At 56.6% G+C, this 20,420-nt stretch carries 17 protein-coding genes; 6 read left to right on the top strand and 11 right to left on the bottom strand.

Features of this window, described 5'->3' with window-relative positions; all coding sequences use genetic code 11:
- The first annotated feature begins 39 nt into the window (after positions 1-39).
- From ACH518_RS11345 to ACH518_RS11355, 3 genes are all read left to right on the top strand, one after another.
- On the top strand, positions 40-222 hold the full coding sequence (locus ACH518_RS11345; protein ID WP_445370144.1) for a hypothetical protein: 183 nt from the start codon (positions 40-42) through the stop codon (positions 220-222).
- Positions 223-653: 431 nt separating this feature from the next.
- Positions 654-1,235, top strand: coding sequence for a PEP-CTERM sorting domain-containing protein (locus tag ACH518_RS11350; RefSeq protein ID WP_445370145.1), 582 nt, complete (start codon positions 654-656; stop codon positions 1,233-1,235).
- A gap of 743 nt (positions 1,236-1,978) precedes the next feature.
- Positions 1,979-2,575, top strand: coding sequence for a PEP-CTERM sorting domain-containing protein (locus tag ACH518_RS11355; RefSeq protein WP_445370146.1), 597 nt, complete (start codon positions 1,979-1,981; stop codon positions 2,573-2,575).
- 410 nt (positions 2,576-2,985) lie between these two features.
- Here ACH518_RS11355 and ACH518_RS11360 read toward each other — a convergent pair whose 3' ends face one another.
- The 5 genes from ACH518_RS11360 to ACH518_RS11380 all read right to left on the bottom strand — a co-directional run bounded on the left by ACH518_RS11360 (position 2,986) and on the right by ACH518_RS11380 (position 9,888).
- Positions 2,986-3,474: a hypothetical protein gene (locus tag ACH518_RS11360; protein WP_445370147.1), complete on the bottom strand. Its 489-nt coding sequence runs from the start codon at positions 3,472-3,474 to the stop codon at positions 2,986-2,988.
- A 565-nt stretch (positions 3,475-4,039) separates the two neighbouring features.
- A complete protein-coding gene (locus ACH518_RS11365) occupies positions 4,040-4,501 on the bottom strand; it encodes a Uma2 family endonuclease (protein WP_445370148.1) in 462 nt (153 codons plus the stop codon).
- A 72-nt stretch (positions 4,502-4,573) separates the two neighbouring features.
- Positions 4,574-7,390, bottom strand: a complete 2,817-nt coding sequence (gene uvrA, locus ACH518_RS11370) for an excinuclease ABC subunit UvrA (RefSeq protein ID WP_445370149.1) — start codon at positions 7,388-7,390, stop codon at positions 4,574-4,576.
- Between the two features lie 167 nt (positions 7,391-7,557).
- Entirely contained in the window at positions 7,558-9,435 is a 1,878-nt protein-coding gene (locus tag ACH518_RS11375; protein WP_445370150.1) for a hypothetical protein, read from the bottom strand.
- A 12-nt stretch (positions 9,436-9,447) separates the two neighbouring features.
- Complete coding sequence (locus ACH518_RS11380; RefSeq protein WP_445370151.1) at positions 9,448-9,888, bottom strand: putative lipoprotein; 441 nt, start codon at positions 9,886-9,888, stop codon at positions 9,448-9,450.
- Positions 9,889-10,141: 253 nt separating this feature from the next.
- Between ACH518_RS11380 and ACH518_RS11385 the strand changes: the two genes are divergently transcribed.
- Together ACH518_RS11385 and ACH518_RS11390 are read left to right on the top strand one after the other, a co-directional pair.
- Positions 10,142-11,527, top strand: a complete 1,386-nt coding sequence (locus ACH518_RS11385) for an MFS transporter (RefSeq protein WP_445370152.1) — start codon at positions 10,142-10,144, stop codon at positions 11,525-11,527.
- Between the two features lie 30 nt (positions 11,528-11,557).
- Positions 11,558-12,025: a single-stranded DNA-binding protein gene (locus tag ACH518_RS11390; protein WP_140912330.1), complete on the top strand. Its 468-nt coding sequence runs from the start codon at positions 11,558-11,560 to the stop codon at positions 12,023-12,025.
- 103 nt (positions 12,026-12,128) lie between these two features.
- On the opposite strand, the gene ACH518_RS11395 is transcribed toward ACH518_RS11390, so the two are convergent.
- Together ACH518_RS11395 and ACH518_RS11400 are read right to left on the bottom strand one after the other, a co-directional pair.
- Positions 12,129-14,936 carry a CHAT domain-containing protein gene (locus tag ACH518_RS11395; protein WP_445370153.1) on the bottom strand — a complete coding sequence of 936 codons (2,808 nt, stop codon included), beginning with the start codon at positions 14,934-14,936 and terminating at the stop codon, positions 12,129-12,131.
- Positions 14,937-14,953: 17 nt separating this feature from the next.
- Positions 14,954-15,904 carry a CFI-box-CTERM domain-containing protein gene (locus tag ACH518_RS11400; RefSeq protein WP_445370154.1) on the bottom strand — a complete coding sequence of 317 codons (951 nt, stop codon included), beginning with the start codon at positions 15,902-15,904 and terminating at the stop codon, positions 14,954-14,956.
- A 323-nt stretch (positions 15,905-16,227) separates the two neighbouring features.
- Between ACH518_RS11400 and ACH518_RS11405 the strand changes: the two genes are divergently transcribed.
- Complete coding sequence (locus ACH518_RS11405; protein ID WP_445370155.1) at positions 16,228-16,503, top strand: hypothetical protein; 276 nt, start codon at positions 16,228-16,230, stop codon at positions 16,501-16,503.
- 185 nt (positions 16,504-16,688) lie between these two features.
- Here ACH518_RS11405 and ACH518_RS11410 read toward each other — a convergent pair whose 3' ends face one another.
- From ACH518_RS11410 to ACH518_RS11425, 4 genes are all read right to left on the bottom strand, one after another.
- Complete coding sequence (locus ACH518_RS11410) at positions 16,689-17,315, bottom strand: hypothetical protein (protein ID WP_445370156.1); 627 nt, start codon at positions 17,313-17,315, stop codon at positions 16,689-16,691.
- Positions 17,316-17,639: 324 nt separating this feature from the next.
- The gene (locus tag ACH518_RS11415; RefSeq protein WP_445370157.1) at positions 17,640-18,674 is read right to left on the bottom strand and encodes an IS30 family transposase; all 1,035 of its coding nucleotides are present in this window, start codon (positions 18,672-18,674) and stop codon (positions 17,640-17,642) included.
- Between the two features lie 9 nt (positions 18,675-18,683).
- The gene (locus ACH518_RS11420) at positions 18,684-19,034 is read right to left on the bottom strand and encodes a hypothetical protein (RefSeq protein WP_445370158.1); all 351 of its coding nucleotides are present in this window, start codon (positions 19,032-19,034) and stop codon (positions 18,684-18,686) included.
- A 21-nt stretch (positions 19,035-19,055) separates the two neighbouring features.
- Entirely contained in the window at positions 19,056-19,325 is a 270-nt protein-coding gene (locus tag ACH518_RS11425; protein ID WP_445370159.1) for a hypothetical protein, read from the bottom strand.
- Positions 19,326-20,420 lie beyond the last annotated feature (1,095 nt).

Genomic DNA, 20,420 nt, shown 5'->3' on the forward strand with positions numbered 1-20,420 from the left:
CCCCAGAACCGAAGCCAGTTCCTCGGAACTGGCTTTTTTGTGGGTCTGTTGCTCATAAAGCCGGTGCAGTGTTTCAACCTGTTTTTCGACGGTGACGGTCGCCAGTTGCAAGGCTTGCCGGGAAAAGCGGTAACCCAGAAAATCAAAACCATGCTCGATCTTGCCGATGAAGGTTTTGGCGGGGTGTTGCTGTCAGGGCAAGCGGTTGCAGGTTTGATTTAAGGCTATTCCCCTCACCCCAGCCCTCTCCCGCGAGGAGAGGGGGCTTTCACGACAGCTCGCGTAGCTCCGAATAGCGCAGCGTATTCGGAGGAATGAAGGCCTCAAATTCGTCCGATTACGTTTCACTAATCGGACCTACGGCCCTAAGGATTAAGGGGCGTTTTGCTGCCTTTTTTAAGACTATCCGGAAGCCAATACTCAAAGCAGGTTGACTCGGGTGGGCCGCCGCAGGGTTTCCAAGGGCACCTGACGGCAGATTTAGTTAGGCAGTGGCGTCATTAAGCCCCCATCGGCTTTGCGTACAAACTTTCCACGTCGCCTGCCCGGTCATTCATTCGACTAATAATCGGTGACATAAAAGTTTCGACTGGCCCAGTTCATGCTTGCAAAATAGCCAGGCGATCTGCCTTTACTACATCCTTGGAGGACACATGCTACGCATCTTAACCGCCGTTTTATTTCTGTTACTGCTGCCCATGCACAGTAGCAGCGCTGCTTCGCTCGTCACCGACAATGGTATATTGAAAGGGGCGACCGGCATTGATGTTCAGGGAACCTTGTTCGATGTATCTTTCGCTGACGGCACGTGCCCCGGCCTCTACAATGGTTGTGACCTGCGGAGTGATTTTCCTTTCGGTAACAGAGATATTGCAAACGGCGCACTTCTTAAATTATTGTTTTTAATCGAAGCAAATCCTATCTTTAATAGATCGCCAACGTTAGTTCAAGGTTGTAGTAACCCAGATGTATGTGACATTTTTACTCCCTTCTCCGTAAACTTCTTAGGCGGTGTATCGATAGCAAGTTTGAGATTAACACCTGTCGGACTCACAGTAAGGCCCGACTTAATACTTCCCAGTCGCGATACAAGTCGACGCAGTGATAATACGTATGCCGTGTGGTCGCAATCACCCCCCACCACCGTCCCCGAGCCTAGTACCCTGATGCTGCTCGGGATCGGTCTGTTAAGTCAACGATGGTTGCGTACTCGGGGCAAAAGGGTTCCTGTTTAACAATGTCGTCCAATCCGGCCTTACACCAGCGCCGCCAGCGTTGACGGTACTGTCCCAGAACCGAAGCCAGTTCCTCGGAACTGGCTTTTTTGTGGGTCTGTTGCTCATAAAGCCGGTGCAGTAGTTCAACGTGTTTTTTGACGGTGACGGCCGCCAGTTGCAAGGCTTGCCGGGAAAAGCGGTAACCCAGAAAATCAAAACCGTGCTCGATCGTGCCGAGGGTGGTTTTGGCGGGGTGTTGCTGTCAGGGCAAGCGGTTGCAGGTTTGATTCAGGGCTATTCCCCTCACCCCAGCCCTCTCCCGCGAGGAGAGGGGGCTTTCACGGCAGCTCGCGTAGCTCCGAATAGCGCAGCGTATTCGGAGGAATGAAGGCCTCAAATTCGTCCGATTACGTTTCACTAATCGGACCTACGGCCCTAGCCTTATGCCGGTAGTCATCGGGTTGCTGCAAAAGTTTGGATTACAGGGCGTGTTGCTGCCATTTTTAAGACTATCCGGAAGCCAATACCCAAAGCGGTAGACTCGGGTGTGCCACCAGTGCTTCCAAGGACACCTGACGGCAGATTTAGGTAGGCGATGGCCTCATTAAGACCCCCATCGGCTTTGCGTACAAACTTTCCACGTCGCCTGCCCGGTCATTCATTCGACTAAAGATCGGTGACATAAAAGTTTCGACTGGCCCAGTTCATGCTTGCAAAATAGCCAGGCGATTTGCCTTTACTACATCCCCCTTGGAGGACACATGCTACGCACCCTAACCGCTGTTTTATTTCTGTTGCTGCTGCCTCTGCACAGTAGCAGCGCTGCTTCGCTCGTCACCGATGCTAACGGTATTTTGACTGGCGCACGCGATATATTAGTCGGGGTAAACAAATACGATGTAGTCATCGGAAACGGCACCTGCGCGGGATTGTTTAGCGGCTGTGATGAGCAGAGTGATTTCCCGTTTATAGCTGCTGACGTTTATGGTGCGAGTGACGCATTGTTAGCGCTGTTACAATACGATACTCGTTTCGTCCAAGCCCCGACGAGGATCTCCGGTTGTGAGGCGTCTGGATTCGGCAACTGTATATTATTAACACCTTACCGTTTGTCCACTACCTACCCTGATTACGTGGATATTATAGGATCACTACTCCCAACTAGTGGACAACCCTATAGCGTAGAAACCATGTCCACGATCAATCATTACAATGCAGGGTCGTCCGGCCGCACGTATGCGGTCTGGACAAAAAGCCAACCGGCGACCGTCCCCGAGCCTAGTACCCTGATGCTGCTCGGGATCGGTCTGTTAAGTCAACGATGGTTGCGTACTCGGGGTAAAAGGGTTCCTGTTTAACAATGTCGCCCAATCCGGCAGTACACCAGCGCCGCCAGCGTTGACGGTACTGCCCCAGAACCGTGGTCAGCTCCACTGAGTTGGCTTTTTTCCGGGTCTGTTGCTCATAAAGCCGGTGCAGTAGTTCAACGTGTTTTTCGACCGTGACGGTCGCCAGTTGCAAGGGTTGCCGGGAAAAGCGGTAACCGAGAAAATCAAAACCATGCTCGATCTTGCCGATGAAGGTTTTGTCGGGGGTGTTGCTGTCAGGGCAAGCGGTTGCAGGTTTGGTTTAAGGCTATTCCCCTCACCCCAGCCCTCTCCCGCGAGGAGAGGGGATTTTCAAGACAGTCTGTTTAGGTCTGTAGGATGTGCTGAACAAGGTGAAGCGCATCGTTCGCGGACGGTGCGGTTCGTAAACTCACCACACCCTACATCGGCTTTAGGGTCGCGTAGCAGTTTTGATTGAGCTGCGTGTCTGGGCTGATGGCTGGGTAGTAGCCCTTGACATCGGTTTTGCAGACAAAGCGGTAGTCGCCCAGCTTGGCCTGGATCTGGGTCACGGCGCGCTTGAGGCCGCCATGGCCTTTGACATGCACGCAGGCCGGCGACACGGACAGCCTGTCCTGCAGCCAAGCGCTCAACAGCTTGATGACCACCGCGTCTTCAGCCGACCATAGATGCACGATCTGTCCATCGGTTTTGCACAGCCGATGCTGCGGGGAAAATCGATAGTCACCGCTATGAATCTTCGCCAATAGCCCGCTCTTGCGCGCCGGCCAATGCCGTCGCCAGTGCCGGATATCGGCATCCGCCGGAAACTGCCGGCGTTGTTGGCAGACGGCCAAGAACGCCTGCTGCAAGTGCGCAGGCGTGAGGGGTAAAGCTCTGGCGTTAGCGGGTTTTTGCGGTTTCGACATCGTCGAATCCGTGGGTGTCAGCTTTTTATGCACATCAATCGACGGCAGTGGCCGATTTTAAATAGTGGAGTGTCAAGTTAAAAATCATAGTTTTGTTTGATTTCAATCAATTAAAACCGATTTTCACATCCATCAGGGTGACTGAGCCTCTGTCAGTTTTTTTTACAATCGGCCGTTTTTGGTATGATGCATTTCACATTTTTTGGCAATCTGCCCGATAGAGCAGTGGCTTTTGCTGCGGCTTTTGTGATTGCTTTCGGCGATGAAATCAACCGCCAAGGCATTAGGGCTTCGAAGCTGAGGCATTGACGGGCGTTTGGCGCACCACGATTTCGTCGCCGCGGCGCAAAATTGCCATGCAGGTGGCATCAGCACGAACGTCCTCGGCTAAACGGCAGGTTTGGCTGTGCAGGCCTAGATGACGCCGCTGTATCCTTCAATAATCCTTGGGCAAGCGCGCGACCAACTCGTCCCAACGGATCACGATCTCCGGCAGAATGCCGACCTGAGTTTCGCCTTCCAGCGGGTACAGCTCGGGTTTGCCGTATTCGCCTTTGTGCAGCTTTTAGACGAACAGCAGGCGGTCGATGGGATGCACCAGCCAGTATTCGCGCACACCATGGCGTTGGTATAAATCGCGTTTTTTGATCTGGTCGTGACTGGCAGTGGACGGCGACAACACTTCCACGACCCAGTCCGGCGCACCGCGCACGCCGCGTCTGTCCAGTTTGTTGGCGTCGCAGACGACTAACACATCGGGTTGTACGACGCTGGTTATCAGTTCGTCTGCTTCGTCGTGGCTCGGTAGGCGTACGTCCAGCGGCGCGATGAAGGCGCGGCTGGAACTGCCTTGCAATGCGTTGGCGGTTTGACAATAAATTTCCCCGGCAACGTCTTGATGGGCCAAATCGGGTGTCGGCGACATCAGATAGGCGGCACCGTCGATCAATTCGTAGCGCACGTCGTCCAGCCATTGTCGATATTCGCCGTAGGTGTATTGTTGCCGGTCTTTTAGCGCTAGGGCCATGGCTCGTCTCCTTCGTCTACCCTTTATGGGACTGATTCTAATCAGCAGTCCATCGCGCGGCGGCAAGTTGCATTAACTGAAAAACCGCTTCAAATAAGCTCCAGTATGCGAAGTCTTATGCTTGGCAATCTGCTTCGGCGTGCCTTCCGCGACTAGCGTGCCGCCGCCGCTGCCGCCTTCCGGGCCCATGTCCACGATCCAGTCGGCGGTCTTGATCACGTCCAGGTTGTGTTCGATCACGATCAGGGTGTTGCCGTGGTCGCGCAGGGTGTGCAGTACGCTCAGCAATTGTTTGATGTCGTGGAAGTGCAGGCCGGTGGTCGGTTCGTCGAGGATGTACAGCGTGGTGCCGGTGTCGCGTTTCGACAGTTCCTTCGCCAGCTTGACTCGCTGCGCTTCGCCGCCGGACAGGGTTACCGCGTTCTGGCCCAGCGTGATGTAGCTCAGGCCCACGTCGATCAGGGTTTGCAGTTTGCGCGCCAGGCTGGGGATGGCCGAGAAAAACGCCGCGGCGTCTTCGACCGTCATTTCCAGCACTTCGTGGATGGTCTTGCCTTTGTAGCGGATTTCCAGGGTTTCGCGGTTGTAGCGCTTGCCGTGGCAGATGTCGCAGGGCACGAAGATGTCGGGCAGAAAATGCATTTCCACCTTGATCACGCCGTCGCCGGCACAGGCCTCGCAGCGGCCGCCCTTGACGTTGAAGCTGAAGCGGCCGGGGTTGTAGCCGCGTGAGCGGGCTTCCGGCACTGCCGCAAACAATTCGCGGATCGGCGTGAAAATGCCGGTGTAGGTGGCGGGGTTCGATCTTGGGGTCCGGCCGATCGGGCTTTGGTCGATGTCGACCACCTTGTCGAACTGCTCCAGGCCTTCGATGGCCGCGCACGGCGCCGGTATGCAACTGGCGCCGTTGATGACGCGAGCGGCATGGCTATAAAGCGTATCGTTGATCAAGGTCGATTTGCCGGAACCGGACACGCCGGTCACGCACGTCAAAAGCCCCACCGGAAAACTGGCCGTGACGTTTTTCAGGTTGTTGCCGCTGGCGCCTTTGATGGTTAATTGCCGGGCCGGGTCGTTGGCGATGGTTTTCTTCGGTACCGCAATGGTTTCGGCGCCGGACAGGTATTGGCCGGTCAGCGAGTTGGCGTCGGCCAAAATTTGCGCCGGCGTACCTTGCGCAACGATCTGGCCGCCGTGGACGCCGGCGCCGGGGCCGATGTCGACGATGTGGTCGGCGGCGCGGATCGCATCTTCGTCGTGTTCGACCACGATCACGGTATTGCCGAGGTCGCGCAGTCTGAACAGTGTGTTCAACAGGCGTTCGTTATCGCGCTGATGTAAACCGATGGAAGGTTCGTCCAGCACATACATCACGCCGACCAGGCCGGCGCCGATCTGCGAGGCGAGGCGGATGCGCTGGGCTTCGCCGCCGGACAGCGTGTCGGCGCTACGGTCCAGCGTCAGATAATCCAGGCCGACGTTGACTAAAAACTCCAGCCGCTCCTGAATCTCTTTATTGATTTTGGCGGCGATCTCGCCGCGATGGCCGGCGATGGTCAAGGCCTGGAAAAAATGCAAGGCGTCGCGGATCGGCAGCCGGGTCAAATGGTGTAAGGGCTGGTCCTCGACGAACACATTGCGGGCGCCGATGTTCAGCCGGGCGCCGTCGCAGACCGAGCAGGTCTGTTGCGCCAGATATTTCGCCAGTTCGTCGCGCACCATTTGCGAGTCGCTCTCCCGGTAGCGGCGCTCCATGTTGGGAATGATGCCTTCGAACGGATGGCGCGACACCTTGGGTTTGGCGTTGCCCATCTGGAACTGAAACTCGATGTTTTGGTTGCCGCTGCCGTAAAGAATGATGGCTTGCACGTCGCGCGGAATCTTGGCGAACGGCGCTTCCGGGTCGAAGTTGTAATGCGCCGCCAGCGCGCAAATGATCTGGTAGTAATAGGCGTTGCGCCGGTCCCAGCCGCGCACCGCGCCGCCGGCCAGACTGATGTCCGGGTTGTGCACCACCAATTGCGGATCGAAATGTTGGCGTACGCCCAGGCCGTCGCAACTGGGGCAGGCGCCTTTCGGGTTGTTGAACGAGAAGATGCGCGGTTCCAGCTCGCTGAGGCTGTAGCCGCAATGCGGGCAGGCGTAACGCTCGGAGAACAGCAATTGCTGATCGTTTTCCATCGACGCGGCAATCGCCAGGCCTTCGGATAACCGTAGCGCGGTCTCGAACGATTCGGCCAAACGCAATTGAATGTCGTCCCTGATTTTGAAGCGGTCGACGATGACTTCGATGGTGTGCTTTTTCTTTAAATCCAGGGCAGGGGGCTCGTCCAGTTCGTAGACTTCGCCGTCGATGCGGGCGCGCAAAAAGCCTTGCGCCTTCAAGTCTTCCAGCAATAAGACGTGTTCGCCCTTGCGATCGTTGATCACCGGTGCCAGCAACATCCAGCGCTCGCCTTCCGGCTGCGCCAGCACCTGATCGACCATCTGGCTGACGGTCTGCGCCTGCAGCGACACGCCATGCTCCGGGCAGCGCGGAATGCCGACCCGGGCGTACAGCAGCCGCAGATAATCGTAAATCTCGGTGATGGTGCCGACTGTGGAACGCGGATTGTGCGAGGTGGATTTTTGCTCGATCGAAATCGCCGGCGACAGGCCTTCGATATGGTCGACGTCCGGCTTTTCCATCATCGACAAGAACTGGCGGGCGTAGGCTGACAACGACTCGACGTAGCGGCGCTGACCCTCGGCATAAATGGTATCGAAGGCCAGCGACGACTTGCCGGAACCGGACAGGCCGGTGATGACGATCAACTTGTCGCGCGGCAAGTCCAGATCGATGTTTTTCAGATTATGGGTGCGGGCGCCGCGTATGCTGATGGTGTCCACTGCGGTAAAGTCCTGGGATTTTTAACAGCCGGATACTATACGGGGAATGCCGGGGCTTGGGCAAAGGGGGATTGATGACGAGGTAAAGATTTTCGTCACCCCCAAAGGCGAACCGGAACCGGGTATCGATGATGCGACAAGTACCGTTTTAACCAGCAGATACCGATTCAGTTGTTGGGTGCGGTTACGTCCGGCAACAAATGCGGAAACGAGCCCTTGCGAATGTTGAAAAACACCAACTCCGGCAGACTGACCGCCCAGCCTTTCATGCCTTTTGTGACGTGTTGCCCCGCGTCCCACGGCCAGCTCAGTAGGCCGAATCCGGTTTCCAGCGCCGCTGCGGCCAGATTGACGCCGCCTTGCAGCGGCCGCGGCCAGACCGCGTCCTGGGTGAAAAACACGAAGGCGGCGTCGCTGCCTTGCCAGCGGTATAAGGACGAGGTCAAGCTGTTCGATTCCTGTAGATCCACCCACCAATCCGGCGCGGTCCGGTAACGCTCTCGAATCTGCCGGTCGCGGTAGGCGGGCAGTTGGTAACTGGCAACGGTGCGGTAGCGTTCGCCGACCCGGTCGAAGGCGACGAACGGAATCGGATTCGGAAAATGGCCGTCCAGATAAGCGCCCAGCGCCTGCTCGGATAGCGTCGCCAGGTCGGATGCATCGACTGTGGCCGACGCTTGGGCGGCGGTTGCATTCAGCAACTGAAAGATTTCGGTCACGCAATTGCGCTGCACTAGATGGTAAGCGTAGCGCTCGAACAATTGCCGGCGGTAATCGGCCAAACGGGCGGCTGCACCGGCGCGGTAAGCCTCGGCTGTCGCCGCCGGCAGCGGTGGGCGGGGCCAGTCCGCCGACGCGGATTTGTCCGGCGTATTGCTGAAGCGGGGTAGGGCGGCGGCTGGTTGTTCCGATAGGGCGCGTTCCAAGGCGAATACCGCATTCGCGCCGTGTTCGATCGTGGCATAGCCGCGTTCGTCGAGCGCTTGCGCCGCAGCCAATTGGGCGTTGGCGGCGCTCAATAATTGCCGGGAATACTGCAGCGCGGTCGGCAGGTCGACGGCCGGCGCATACGGGTCGGCGTCGGCGGCGCGCCGATCCAGCACCGTCAGATAGCCGCCGGCCAAGGATTGCTGCAGGGCGTGCAGTCGGGCCATGCCCACCAACAACGGATAACCCCAGTCCGGCCGCTCGCTGTGCAGCAGCCGGAGCAGATCGGCGCGGGTTTGGTCCCGATATTGGATGAGTGTGTTTTGCTGCGCTTCGCTCAGCCGGTAATGCGCGCCGCTCAGGGTCAATAACGCATCGGCGCGCGGCGACTTGCCGGCCAGCAGCAGGTCGAGCGCGGCCAGGTTCAGCAAGCGGTTTTTGTATTGCTGGGCGAAAGTCAAACGACCGGCCGGCTGGACCGAAGCGCTCGCTTGCGCCAAATCGTCCGGTGTCAGCGTCAACAACTCCTGCCATAGGGCCCGGCGCTTTTGCGCCAGAAAATCCGGGCCGTACTTTTGCAGCGCCGCCGCGCGCAATGCCGCCAGTTCCGGACTGTCGCCGCCTGCGGCCGCAGCCGGAATCGGTGCGGCCCGATACTCTTCCAGAAAATAGCCTAGCGCCCGCAGACGCAGTTGCGGAACCTGCTCCGAATCCTGCAGATCGCGGCTCAGATCGGCGTCTTCCTGTAACGCGCGCAACACGCTGAGTTCGCGATTTTGTTGCGCCAGCCGGCTATCGAAAGTCTCCTGCAAGGCATGGTAGTAGGCGTCGGCGACTTCGATGCGGTGGCCGTGCAGGGTGCGGTTCTGCTGGTCGGCATAAGCGAAGCGGAACGCGGCGAAGTCGTCGCGGTACAGCCGTAACAAGCCAGGCTCGACGTGCTGGAAATGGTAAACCCGGTCGCCGAAACGGAGCGCGGCGTGGCCGCCGCTGGCGTTGCCTTCGTTGGCTTCGATGTACAAAAAGTCGAAACTGGCGGCGGCGACCGATCCGGCCGCGGCCGCCAGTAGCGCGCCAACCAGCCAGCGGCCGAAAACCAAGCGCGCACGCTGCAGCATGGCGGGGTCCGGTTATTTTTTCAGGCCGTCTTCGATGGCTTGTTTTTTCATCGGATCGTTACGGCTCAGGCTTTCCGTGAATGCCGAGATTTGCGGCTTGCCGAGCTTCACTTTGCGCAGGCCGCGGCCGATGCCGAGGTAGGTGTAGCGGTCGTTCTCCCAATCGGTGATGCCGTGGTTTTCCGCCAGTTCGCTCAAGCGGGTGCGAAAGCTGTCCAGCGTGCCGCTGGAACTGACCACGAAATCGGCCGTGTAATCGGCGACGTCTGTCTCGTATTTTTCCTTGGCGTCGCCCGAGGAATCGGAACTGGACGTAAACGGGCTGGAAGCACTGTTGAACAAGGCTTTCGAGCTGTCGAACGCGCTTTCCGAACTGGTGGAAAACGAGCAGGCGCCGAGCAGGCTGCCGCCGAGCAGCAAGGCGGTCAAATGCAGCAGGGTGAAACGGTTCATGGCGTCCCTCCGGGAGGCGAGTTTGAAATTCGGGGTTAACGGACCCGACCGGGTCCGAAGCAAAGTCAGAGTATATCGCGAGCCTGCATCGTCGGTAAGCGGGCCGTGGCTTGGGGTGGGCGCGCAACCGGCGCAGGCCGGCAATCCGCGCCCGGCGCCCGGCCGATTTCGCCGGTTCGCGCTGGAGGAAGCCGGCGAGAAACTGGTACTATAAGCGGCTTAAATCGTACCGAGGCAAAGAGGAGTTACAGGTTTGACACAGGTTCAGGATATTACCAGTCCGATGACGGCCATGGAGAAGCGGGCGACCGTGTCGCTGGCCAGTATCTATGCGCTCAGAATGCTGGGTTTGTTCATGCTGCTGCCGGTGTTGTCGCTGTTTACCGAGCAAATGCCCGGTTCCACGCCGAAACTGGTCGGTTTGACCATGGGTATTTACGGCTTGACCCAAGCCATTTTGCAAATTCCGTTCGGCCTGCTGTCCGACCGCTTCAGCCGCAAGACCGTGATCGTGATCGGTCTGGTGTTATTCGTGGCCGGCAGCATTTGGGCGGCATTGGCCACCGACATTTACGGCGTGCTGATCGGCCGGGCCTTGCAGGGTTGCGGGGCGATTTCGGCGGCGGTCATGGCGCTGCTCGCCGATTTGACTCAGGAAGTACATCGCACCAAAGCCATGGCGACGATAGGTGCCAGCATCGGCGTATCGTTCGGCGTCGCCATCACGCTGGGGCCGATCATCGCCCACCAGTTCGGCATTGCCGGCATTTTCTGGATGATCGCGTTACTGGCCGCGCTGGCGATTCTGGTGATTCTGTTCGTCGTACCCAATCCGGAAAAAATCAGCACTCACCGCGACGCCGAATACATCCCGTCGGAATTGAGCAGCGTCATTACCAACCCCGACCTGCTGCGCCTGAATTACGGCATTTTTGCCTTGCATTTGATCCTGATGGCCAGCTTCGTCGTGGTGCCCTTGCTGATGCGCGATGCCGGTCTGGACGGTGGTAGCCACTGGATGGTGTACTTGCCGGTGTTGGTGACCTCGATGGCCGGCATCATTCCGTTCGTCATCATTGCCGAGAAGAAACGCAAGATGAAGCCGGTGTTTCTTGGCGCAATTGCGACCCTGGTCGTCGCCAATCTCGGCTTCGTGGTATTGCACGGCCAGCTGATCGGCCTGATCGCCTGTCTGTGGATTTTCTTCTGCGGTTTTAATTTGTTGGAAGCGACCTTGCCGTCGTTGATCTCGAAGACCGCGCCGGGCGATTTGAAAGGCACCGCGATGGGGATTTACTCCAGCGGCCAGTTCCTCGGTGCGTTTCTGGGCGGGGCGGCCGGCGGTTGGCTGTACGGCGAATTCGGCGCCGTTGCCGTGTTCCTGTTCTCGGCCGGGGTGGCCGCCAGTTGGGCGCTGATCGCGCTGTTCATGTCGCCGCCGCGCTATTGGGCCAATCTGCTGCTGCCGTTGCAAGGCGTTGCCGCCGAACGGGGTAGCGACTTTTCCAAACAATTGCTGGCGATTGCCGGCGTCGAGGAAGTCCGGCTGCATTTCGAAGAACGCGCCGCTTATCTAAAGGTCGACAGCCAGCGCCTGGACAAAGACCAACTCAACCAATTTTTACAGCAATGGCGTTAGGCTGCTGCTGAACAACACACGGAGACTACCATGCTGAACAAAGTCATGCTGATCGGCCGCCTTGGCGCCGATCCGGAAGTACGTTACATGCCGAGCGGCGACGCCATCACCACGATCCGGCTGGCGACTACCCGCCGCTGGCGCGACCGCAATACCAACGAGCGCAAGGAAGAAACCGAGTGGCATCGGGTGGTGTTTTTCAGCGGCTTGGCCAAAATCGCCGGCGAGTACTTGAAAAAGGGCAGCCAGGTCTACGTCGATGGCCGTATCCGTACCCAGAAATGGCAGGGCCAGGACGGCCAGGACCGCTACACCACTGAAATCGTCGCCGAAAACATGAACATGCTCGACAGCCGTAGCGGCGGCACTACCAGCTACGCCGACAGCAATACGCCGCCGCCGAGTGCCTACGACAACCGCCCGGCAGGCGCTGGCGGCAGCCCGGCGCCTGCCGGCCCGGCCGCGTATGACGATTTCGACGACGACATTCCGTTCTAAAGTACGCCGCCACCGTATCTATAAAAAGCCCCTGCTCAGGGGCTTTTTTGGTGTACCCGTCGGTTAAAGGGCGGCGGTCGGTCTGGTGCCGCCGCCGATTGGCTCAAAGGCCGTTACCGATCAATATGAAGGGAGCCCAGTAGTAGGGGTGGCTAAAAGAAACGCCGCCGTCGCCGTCGCTGGTCTGCACGCCGCGGCCTTCGTCGGAACCGGAGCCGGAAGCGCCGGTTATCATGGATAGCTGGGCTTGGCGGAGGGCATCGCCCTTGGTGTTGCCGGGTTGTTGCAGGGCGCGATAAAAAGCGTTCATCAAGGCTTGGGTGCCGCCGTCGTCCACCGACCATAGCGATGCCAGCGTAGCGCGGGCTCCGGCGTTTTCCATCAGAAAGCCCAGCCCCAAAATCTCCTCACCCTTGCCCAGCGACGCCCCCAAAGCGGTTTCGCAGGCGCTGAGCGCAATCAAGTCGACGTTTTCCAGCGACCACTCGTACTTGACCTGATCGACCGTAACCCGTTCGCCGTTGCCGAACAGGATAAACGATTCGTCCGGCTTGCCTGACACCAGCGCCGCGTGGGTGGCGAAGTGAATGATATTGAACCGGTTCAGTTCCGGAAGTACCGCAGCGGGACTGAAGTTGCGGTCGACCAGCTTTAGCGCCCCCGGATACAAAGCGGCCAGATCATTCACTTCCAGGCCGGCAAACGGCAGTCCTTTGAAGTCGAAATGCCGGTCGCCCAAGGTGAAATCGTAATCGCCGCTGGCGAAGGCCGCCGCCAGCAATTTAGGCTCGCGCAGCGGCCGGGTCTCGAGTTCGGTCAGAGATAGAGCGGTTATGTTGACGGTGTTAAAGCGTTGCGCCAGCCATTGCCGGCCGTCGTGCAAGGCTGCCAGCGGAATGTAGCGCAGGACGCCGTCGGGGGCGTAGAGAATGGTTTTGGCACCGAGCTGGTGCAGATGGGGTTCTATCGGCTGTACCAGCCAGCGGTAAAGTGTCTGCGCCCTTTGTTCGACGTCGTTGTGCCGCCGGGTCAGGGCGGTTCTCAGTTCCACAATCGCCTGATTCAATGTTGCGCGGTCCACCGGCACCGGAATATGCAATGGCGGACTCAGCGTCCCGATCAGGACGATCTCCAAGCGGTCGTCCAACACCAACGGATAGAGCAACACCGTCTGTGTCCCCAAGCGCGCCAGATTGTCCTTGAGCGAGCGCAGTTGTTCCAGGGCCGGCAATGCGGTTCGGGCTTCCCGGCTCAGATTGCCGATCAGAGCCTGAATCTCGCGGCTTTCGATGAAGGTTGCGAAGGCTCGTTGCAGGCTGCGTTGCTGCCGGTCCAATTCCTGCCAGTGTTTTTGCTGCTCCGGGCTCCGCTGGGAGCGGTCCAGTTTGTCCAAGGCCGCCAGTGCCTGGCCGGTGCTGATGGCTTGTCGCTCCAAAGCGGCGTAGTTTTTTAAGATGTCTTGCTCCGCCGGCAATTCGGCGACACCCTGGCCGGTCGTTTCGTTGCCGCGTACCGGGCCGAGGAAGTCGGCGGCTTCCTGCACTTTTAACAGATCCAGTACTTGTTGGGCCTCGATCACCCGGTCCTGGCGCAGCAATAGATCGGCGAGACTACGGTAAAAACCCTGCACTCTGGCCAGATAGGCTTTTTGATCCTGTTCCGGCAGGGATTTCAAGTCCTTGCGTATCCGTTCGCTGAGGTTGACGGACTGCTTGTAGAAGGCGATAGCTAAGGTCTGTTGACCTTGCCGCTCGAACAGGGCGCCGATGTTCCCCAGGGTGATTCTGGCATTGTCGCGGTCTCCAATGTCGCGCCAGATTGCCAACGCTTGCAAGTAGGCGCTAAATGCCGGTTCGAGTTGGCCGAGGCGGGCGTAAACGCTGCCGATGCTATCGTAAGTGGCCGCGGTCGGCTTACGGGTGCCGAGCTGTTGCAACACGTCGAGTGCGCTCGATAACACGGCCAGCGCTGGCGTGTGCTGCTGTTGCTCGCTTAGCGTCAGCCCGAGATTATTTTGGGTTTCCGCGACGCCGAAACGGTCGTTGAGCTGCTTGCGAATCGCAATGGCGTGTTCGAAGGCTTTGGTTGCGGCCTGGTGATCTTTTTGTTCGGCGTAGATATAACCGAGATTGTGGTAAGCCGAAGCGATATCGGCCTGGACGTCGATATCCTCGGCAGCCTCGAAAATGGCCAGCGCTTGGCGTTGCTGGGCCAGGGCCGTGTCGTATCGGCCCATTTCGGCATAAACCGCGCTGATATTGCTGAGGATGGTGCCTTTGTCGCGAACTGACGCCTCCGGCAATCCGGAGAACCGTTGTTGGGCTTGATCGTAGATCTCCAGCGCTTTGGCGTAGCGGCCCTGCGCCAGATAAGTCAATCCCAGATTGCCCAGCGTCCTCGCTTCGCCCAAGCCGTCGGCCAGTTTACGCCGCAAGCTTAGAGCCTGCTCCAAATGCGCCCCGGCTTTGTCGATCGCGCCCAATTTTCGATAGGTGGTGCCCAACATGTTGTGCAATATCGCCAGCTCATTCTCGTGCTCGGCGTCGAATTGCAGCAGGCCGTTTTCAAAGGCGGTCGTGGCCTGTTGGTATTGCTGGAGTTTTAGATGGCTACGGCCGATTTTGTAAAATAAATCGCCGCTGAATTCAGGCGGCTCGGTGTTGTGCGCCAATGCCAGGGCTTGCCGATAATGGCTTAACGCCAGATCGTAGCGTTGTTGTTTAAACTCGCGCAAACCGAGTTCCCGCAAGCGCTGCGCTTGGCTGGGCCAGTTACCGGTCATGATGGCGCCAGACTCGGCATCGTCCGGAAAATCCAAATTCTCCGCGCTGTGCAGCAAATTACAGCCGGCAGCGACCCAGCTCAGCACGCCGGCCAATAGGGCGTGGCGCAAAGGGGGCAATCCACTCATGGCCGTCATCTCGGCCTTTACAATTTGACGCCGGTAACCGGTTTACGCTGGCGCTTAACGGCTATACCCAGCCCGAACAACAGGCTTAACCAAAACAGGGCAGGGTGTTTCAATGCCGCCACCAGCGGCCAGAGCAGCATCCGCGTCGCAATCCGGGCAGCTTGGTGTTGGGCGACATAGTCGGCGACCGGCGGCGAATATCGGTAGTAAACGTCGACGAAGGCGCGGCCCAGCGAGTATGGCAGCAAATGTCGGTCCCTGAAGCGTTTCAAGGCCACCACTTCCTGCGCCAGCGGACTGCCGTAAGCAGCCGTGGCGATAAAACAATAATTCTGACGGCCATCGGGGTTCCAGCGGCCGGGGCCTTCGGAACCGGTCTGACCGGCAGGCGTCAACTCCTCGGTATCGTCTTGATAATCGCTGCTATCGGTGATGTGCATCATCAAGGTTTGCCGCTGTTGGTCAACGTTTTGCAGGTTCTGTTGCAGACTACCCAGTTGCGAGTTGATCTGATTGATCTCCAACTGCAGTCTTTGTTTTAACAAGGGTTGGCTGGTTTGATTCAACTGCGCCTGTTTCTGATCGAGCTGACTCCTGGCATTCGCCGCCTCTTGTTCCAACTGTTTTTTCTGCCGGTTTAGCGCGTGCAGTTCTTTTTTCAGCCGGATCTGATCTTGCGACAGCAGTGACGGTTTGACCGTCATTCGGTCCGGCAAGCGCTGAACCGCGGGTGTGGACACCTTGTCGTCAACCCGCTGGGCCGGCTGGGTGCTGGCCGGTTGTTCAGCCTCGCTTGATGCGGGCTGTACTCGCGGAATCAATACCGGGTAGGTTAACGCCCGTTGCCTCAGGTTCGGCTCGTCCGCCGCCGCCCAGCCCGAGCCAAGCCAAGCCACCAGGAAAAAAATGACTGCGTTAGACCGCATCGGGAACATCGGCCCGCGCCGATCGTGTTGGTGACCGTTCATACCTACCCCCTGCACTCATGCCGTTAAACCCAAACCGCGATGCCGCAAATTGCTGCGGTTAAAGTTAGGGCGAAAAACATTACGAAACCTTCGCCGTGGTCTGCCACGACAAAGGTGCGACCGCGGCTTTCTGCGGCGTTATCGCCGGAGCCCGCTAAACCGGCCGAATCGCGACGAGCCCGCACGCCGGTGCCAAGCGGGTTTCGGCTTCGTCCGACTGCAGCTTATTTGGCTTTGCTCGTCATTGCAAATTCAGCCCCGACTTTTGGTAGGCGCGGCTTTAAAACCGTTCGGATTTGGGGGGGGGCGGAGCGGCAAATGCTTTGCCAGGATCAAATCCGCGCCCGCCGGACCCGGCCGAGGTGGCCGCACAAAGCCGGGAGCGAGAGCTGGCCGCCGCCTTGCTCGCCGGCACCGACCTGGTATTGACGGTCGCTTCCCGCGCCGACGTCGGATCGGCTCTACCGGCCAATCTGATCATGCTGGAACCGCCGCTACCCATCTCGCCGTCCGATTCCGCAGCAATTTGGCGGACGGGTTTAGAAGCCAATCCGGAGTTGGCGTGGTTGCGTGGGGAGATTCGGGCGGTTGGGCGGTGAGGTGGCATTTGTTGGCTACTTGCCGAGTAGCTCAATGAAGGATACTTAGGATTGCAGAAGCGCGTGTCAGTATATTTTGGCTGAGTTCGGCCAAAACCCGACCGATGAAAAAAAGCGTAAATGGCAAATCTTCATCCAAAAGCAGCTGTAGGGTGTGGTGAGTTTACGAACCGCACCAATCGCGACTATATCCATGTTCGCCTATTGGTATAGATTAAGCCTATTAATCCGATCATGAATGACATGGCTGTAGCTGGTAAAGGCACTGATACTGGCGTTAAAAGATAAGCGTAAAATTCTGTTCCGGCTTGGTTTGACGATAAAGCGATAATCTGGCCAGCATCATTGATTCCATAGGCATACGTTAGAAAATCTCCCGTCTGCAGAGCAACAAATGTGTTTAAATCGATAGGAGTTGTTGATCCAGTATCCCAAAAAGTAGCCACCCTGCGGCCATCGTCCAACATCATGCTACCAACAATCTGAGCATCGCCATTGATTCCATAGGCAAAACTTCCATCACCACCACCAAGATCGACAGGTCTCTCGGTGTTTGGTAACCAAAGCGCAGCCTTACTATGGGCTGTAGGACTATTATCAGCAACTCCAACCACCAGCCCGGCGTCATTAATTGCATAACCCATTGCGCCCACACCACTAGTAAAAGGGTGCAATAGTCTTATATTGGAGCCATATTGCCAAACTGCGCCATACAATTGGCCTGTTCCGGCGGTGGGCACAACAAAGCCAACAACTTGACCCTCAGAATTGATACCTAAAACATCACTGAAGTAAACGCTTGGATTATCCAAATAAACGGGATCAGAGTTATAAGATTCCCAAAAACAGGACGTTGCACAAAAATTCCGGCAATTTGGCCATTATTATTAATTACTTTAGGAATGTATCGATCATCTGTTTGAGTTCCCAGTTTTTCAGGGGTCGTCGATCCTGGTTGCCAAATAGCCGCCTGACTACTCAACTCATAAATATTAGAGCTTTGGTAACTCCTTACTACATTTGCCATCCCTACAATCTGACCAGAGTCGTTAATAGCGTAAGAATATGCTTGCGCAGGAGCGCGATCTGGACTTTATGCATAGGCGGATTCAAAAGTGAAGTGCAACACCTCGATATTAATGAATGAGAGTTGACTGTTGCGAGCTGTTCAGCAGCAATTCCCTGTAAACAGCGAGCGGACAGCGTACCCCAAGACCTTTCCGGGGTCGAGAGTTGATTTGATCGGCAATGGCATCGAGTTGTTGTTGCGTGTAACCGGACAGATCAGTGCCCTTGGGCAAATACTGACGAACCAGGCCGTTCATATTTTCGTTGGAGCCGCGCTGCCAGGGGCTATGAGGATCGCAGAAGTACACGGCAATGCCGGTATTGGCCGAAAGCTGCTTGTGTAAAGCCATCTCGCGGCCTTGGTCATAAGTCATGCTCACCCGCATCGGTTGGGCAATGCTGTTGAGTTTGTCGGTAAAGGCTTGCAGTACGTTAGCGGCACTGGCGGGCTGCGGATGGGGTAGTTTGATCAACATCAGCAAGCGACTGGTACGTTCCACCAAGGTACCCACCGCGCTGGCATTACCCGCGCCTTTGATGAGATCGCCTTCCCAATGCCCTGGAAACTGGCGGTCTTCGATTTCAGGAGGCCGCAGGTGGATGCTGAGCATGTCCGGTATCTGACCTCGACGGTCTTGGCCCTTGCTGCGCGGCACCCGTTTGTTTTTGGCCTGGCGCAGACAGGCAATCAGGTCGCGCTTTAATTCGCCGACCGGTTGGGCATAGATGCAGTTGTAGATGGTTTCGTGTGACACGCGATACTCATGACCTTTGGGATAGAGAGCCGCCTGCGCCAGAGCAATCTGCTCCGGTGACCAGCCTTGCTGAAGGAAATATTTGACGACACCAAACAACACGCCATCGACATGCAGTTTCTGCCGAGGTCTGGATTGTCGCCGCCGACGTTGACAGGCCTGATGCGCTTGGACGCTGCCGTAATGACCGGATGCGCTATTACGACCCAGTTCTCGGCTGATGCAGCTGGCGGGACGTTTCAGCACCCGTGCTATGGCACGAACACCGTAGTTTTGTTGCTTCAGACTGCTGATCGTGACTCGCTCTTCAGGCTGAAGCTGTTGATAGCGCTTTGAGGTAATTTCCATGTGCATACCTTACTGGTGTTTTGGGTGTTGCACTTCACTTTTGAATCCGCCATACGTTAAGGTGGGATCAGCGAAGCTGTTCAAGGTAATTGGATTTGCAGAGCCTGATTGCCAAAGATTACCTAGTGCACTACGACCAACCCCACCCAATACCAAACCAGAGTTTCCCACGACCTGCCCATTATTGTTTAAATCAGATGGCCAAGAATAATTGAGTTGCGGCTGTTCAATCCAAGGGCTTTCACCAGTGGCGAGCCGAATGGCGGAATAACCAGTAGCAATCACAGAAGAAGAGTAAAGTATCGCTCCAATACTTATAGTTAAAAAATAAATATTTAATGTCCAAAATTTAGAGTGCATTCTGATTTCCTTTTCTAAGATTTATTCATATTTGGCGATTGAGTTATAAACTTGCTCAACTGTTTCTTTCGCAAAAAGAAAAATACCTGACCGGCCTTCTACCTTCATAAGCGGTCCCTTTTCACCCTTTGAAATTAGTTGCCAACGAGCTTCTAAATCACGATATGGCTCAACGCTGATTCTTTTTTTGTCATACCAGTAATAAAGTTCTGCATCCGTTATATGCGCGCATCCATGCAAATAAACATCCTCAAGGCGTGAGGTTATCGAATCAATGTGACGTTGTTCCATTTTTGCTCCAAAACCTATTAATCAAAATAAATGACCGTCTGTTGATCAGCCGGGTAGGGTGGGCACGGTTTTTGTGCCCACGCGGAATTTAAAACTTGTATGAATATTGTTTCGCTACCGCGAAGCTCAATTTAACGCCGGTTCGCGGACCGGCAACCGCGATACTTTCTTTTGTTTGGCCAAAAGAAAGTATCCAAAGAAAAGGCCACCCCGATGCCGCTTATATCCTGCGCGCCGAAGGGTTTGAGCGGGGGTTTTCGGAAGGGCTGTCCTAGCCCTCCGAAAACGCGCTGCATCCCTGCCGCGCCCCCTGCCGGGCTGAACCGCCCAAACCCTCCGGTGCTCGGCGCGGCATAGGGGATTTGATATGCGCTTCGCGCGAAAAGGTGTGGCCTGTAGGTCCGTAGGCTGGGTAGAGCAACCCGAAACCCAGCAGATGCGTTGAAGTAACCAATTTTTGTTTCATTCAAATATGTTTTGCATTTCAAAACTGATCGGCTTCGAAGCTGGGTTTGATTGTCATTCAACCCAGCCTACCTGTGCAAACCTGCGTTTACTCCCAGTTTTGTTCGGTGATGTCGGTTAAAGCGGCCCAGTTTTCGGCGCAGATTCCTAATTTAATCCAGCGTTGGATCGAGGAATAAGGTCAATCCGCCGCTTTGGCGACATAACCGGGTTTGACCCTAGCCGTTTACACATCTTTGTTTGTAACCTTCATTCCGGCAGGGATTGCCGGAATCCAGGCCGCAAGGATAGCTTGAAGTTACAGTCCATGGCACTGGATGCACGCGTCGTGCGGGCATGACGGCACTTGTGTATAACAATGAGGGTTTGACCGGCTTGTAATGAATAAATCAACATGCCGCTGAAAATCCATTTCGTCACGGTTTTGGTGTTCCCGATATCGCCGTTGCCATATTCCTCGTTCGTCTTCCGTAACCGGCTGTCAGAAACTAACTCGTTTTTTGAATCCGTCCTGAGTTCCACACTGTTTAATCCTGCCCGCAACATAGCATTCCGTAGTTGTCGGACTGGGTATTCCATCAATGAGGTCCAGACTTTGGTGGTTTGGGTTCCTAAGATTGGCTTGGGCCG

Source organism: Methylomonas sp. HW2-6 (assembly GCF_052474525.1).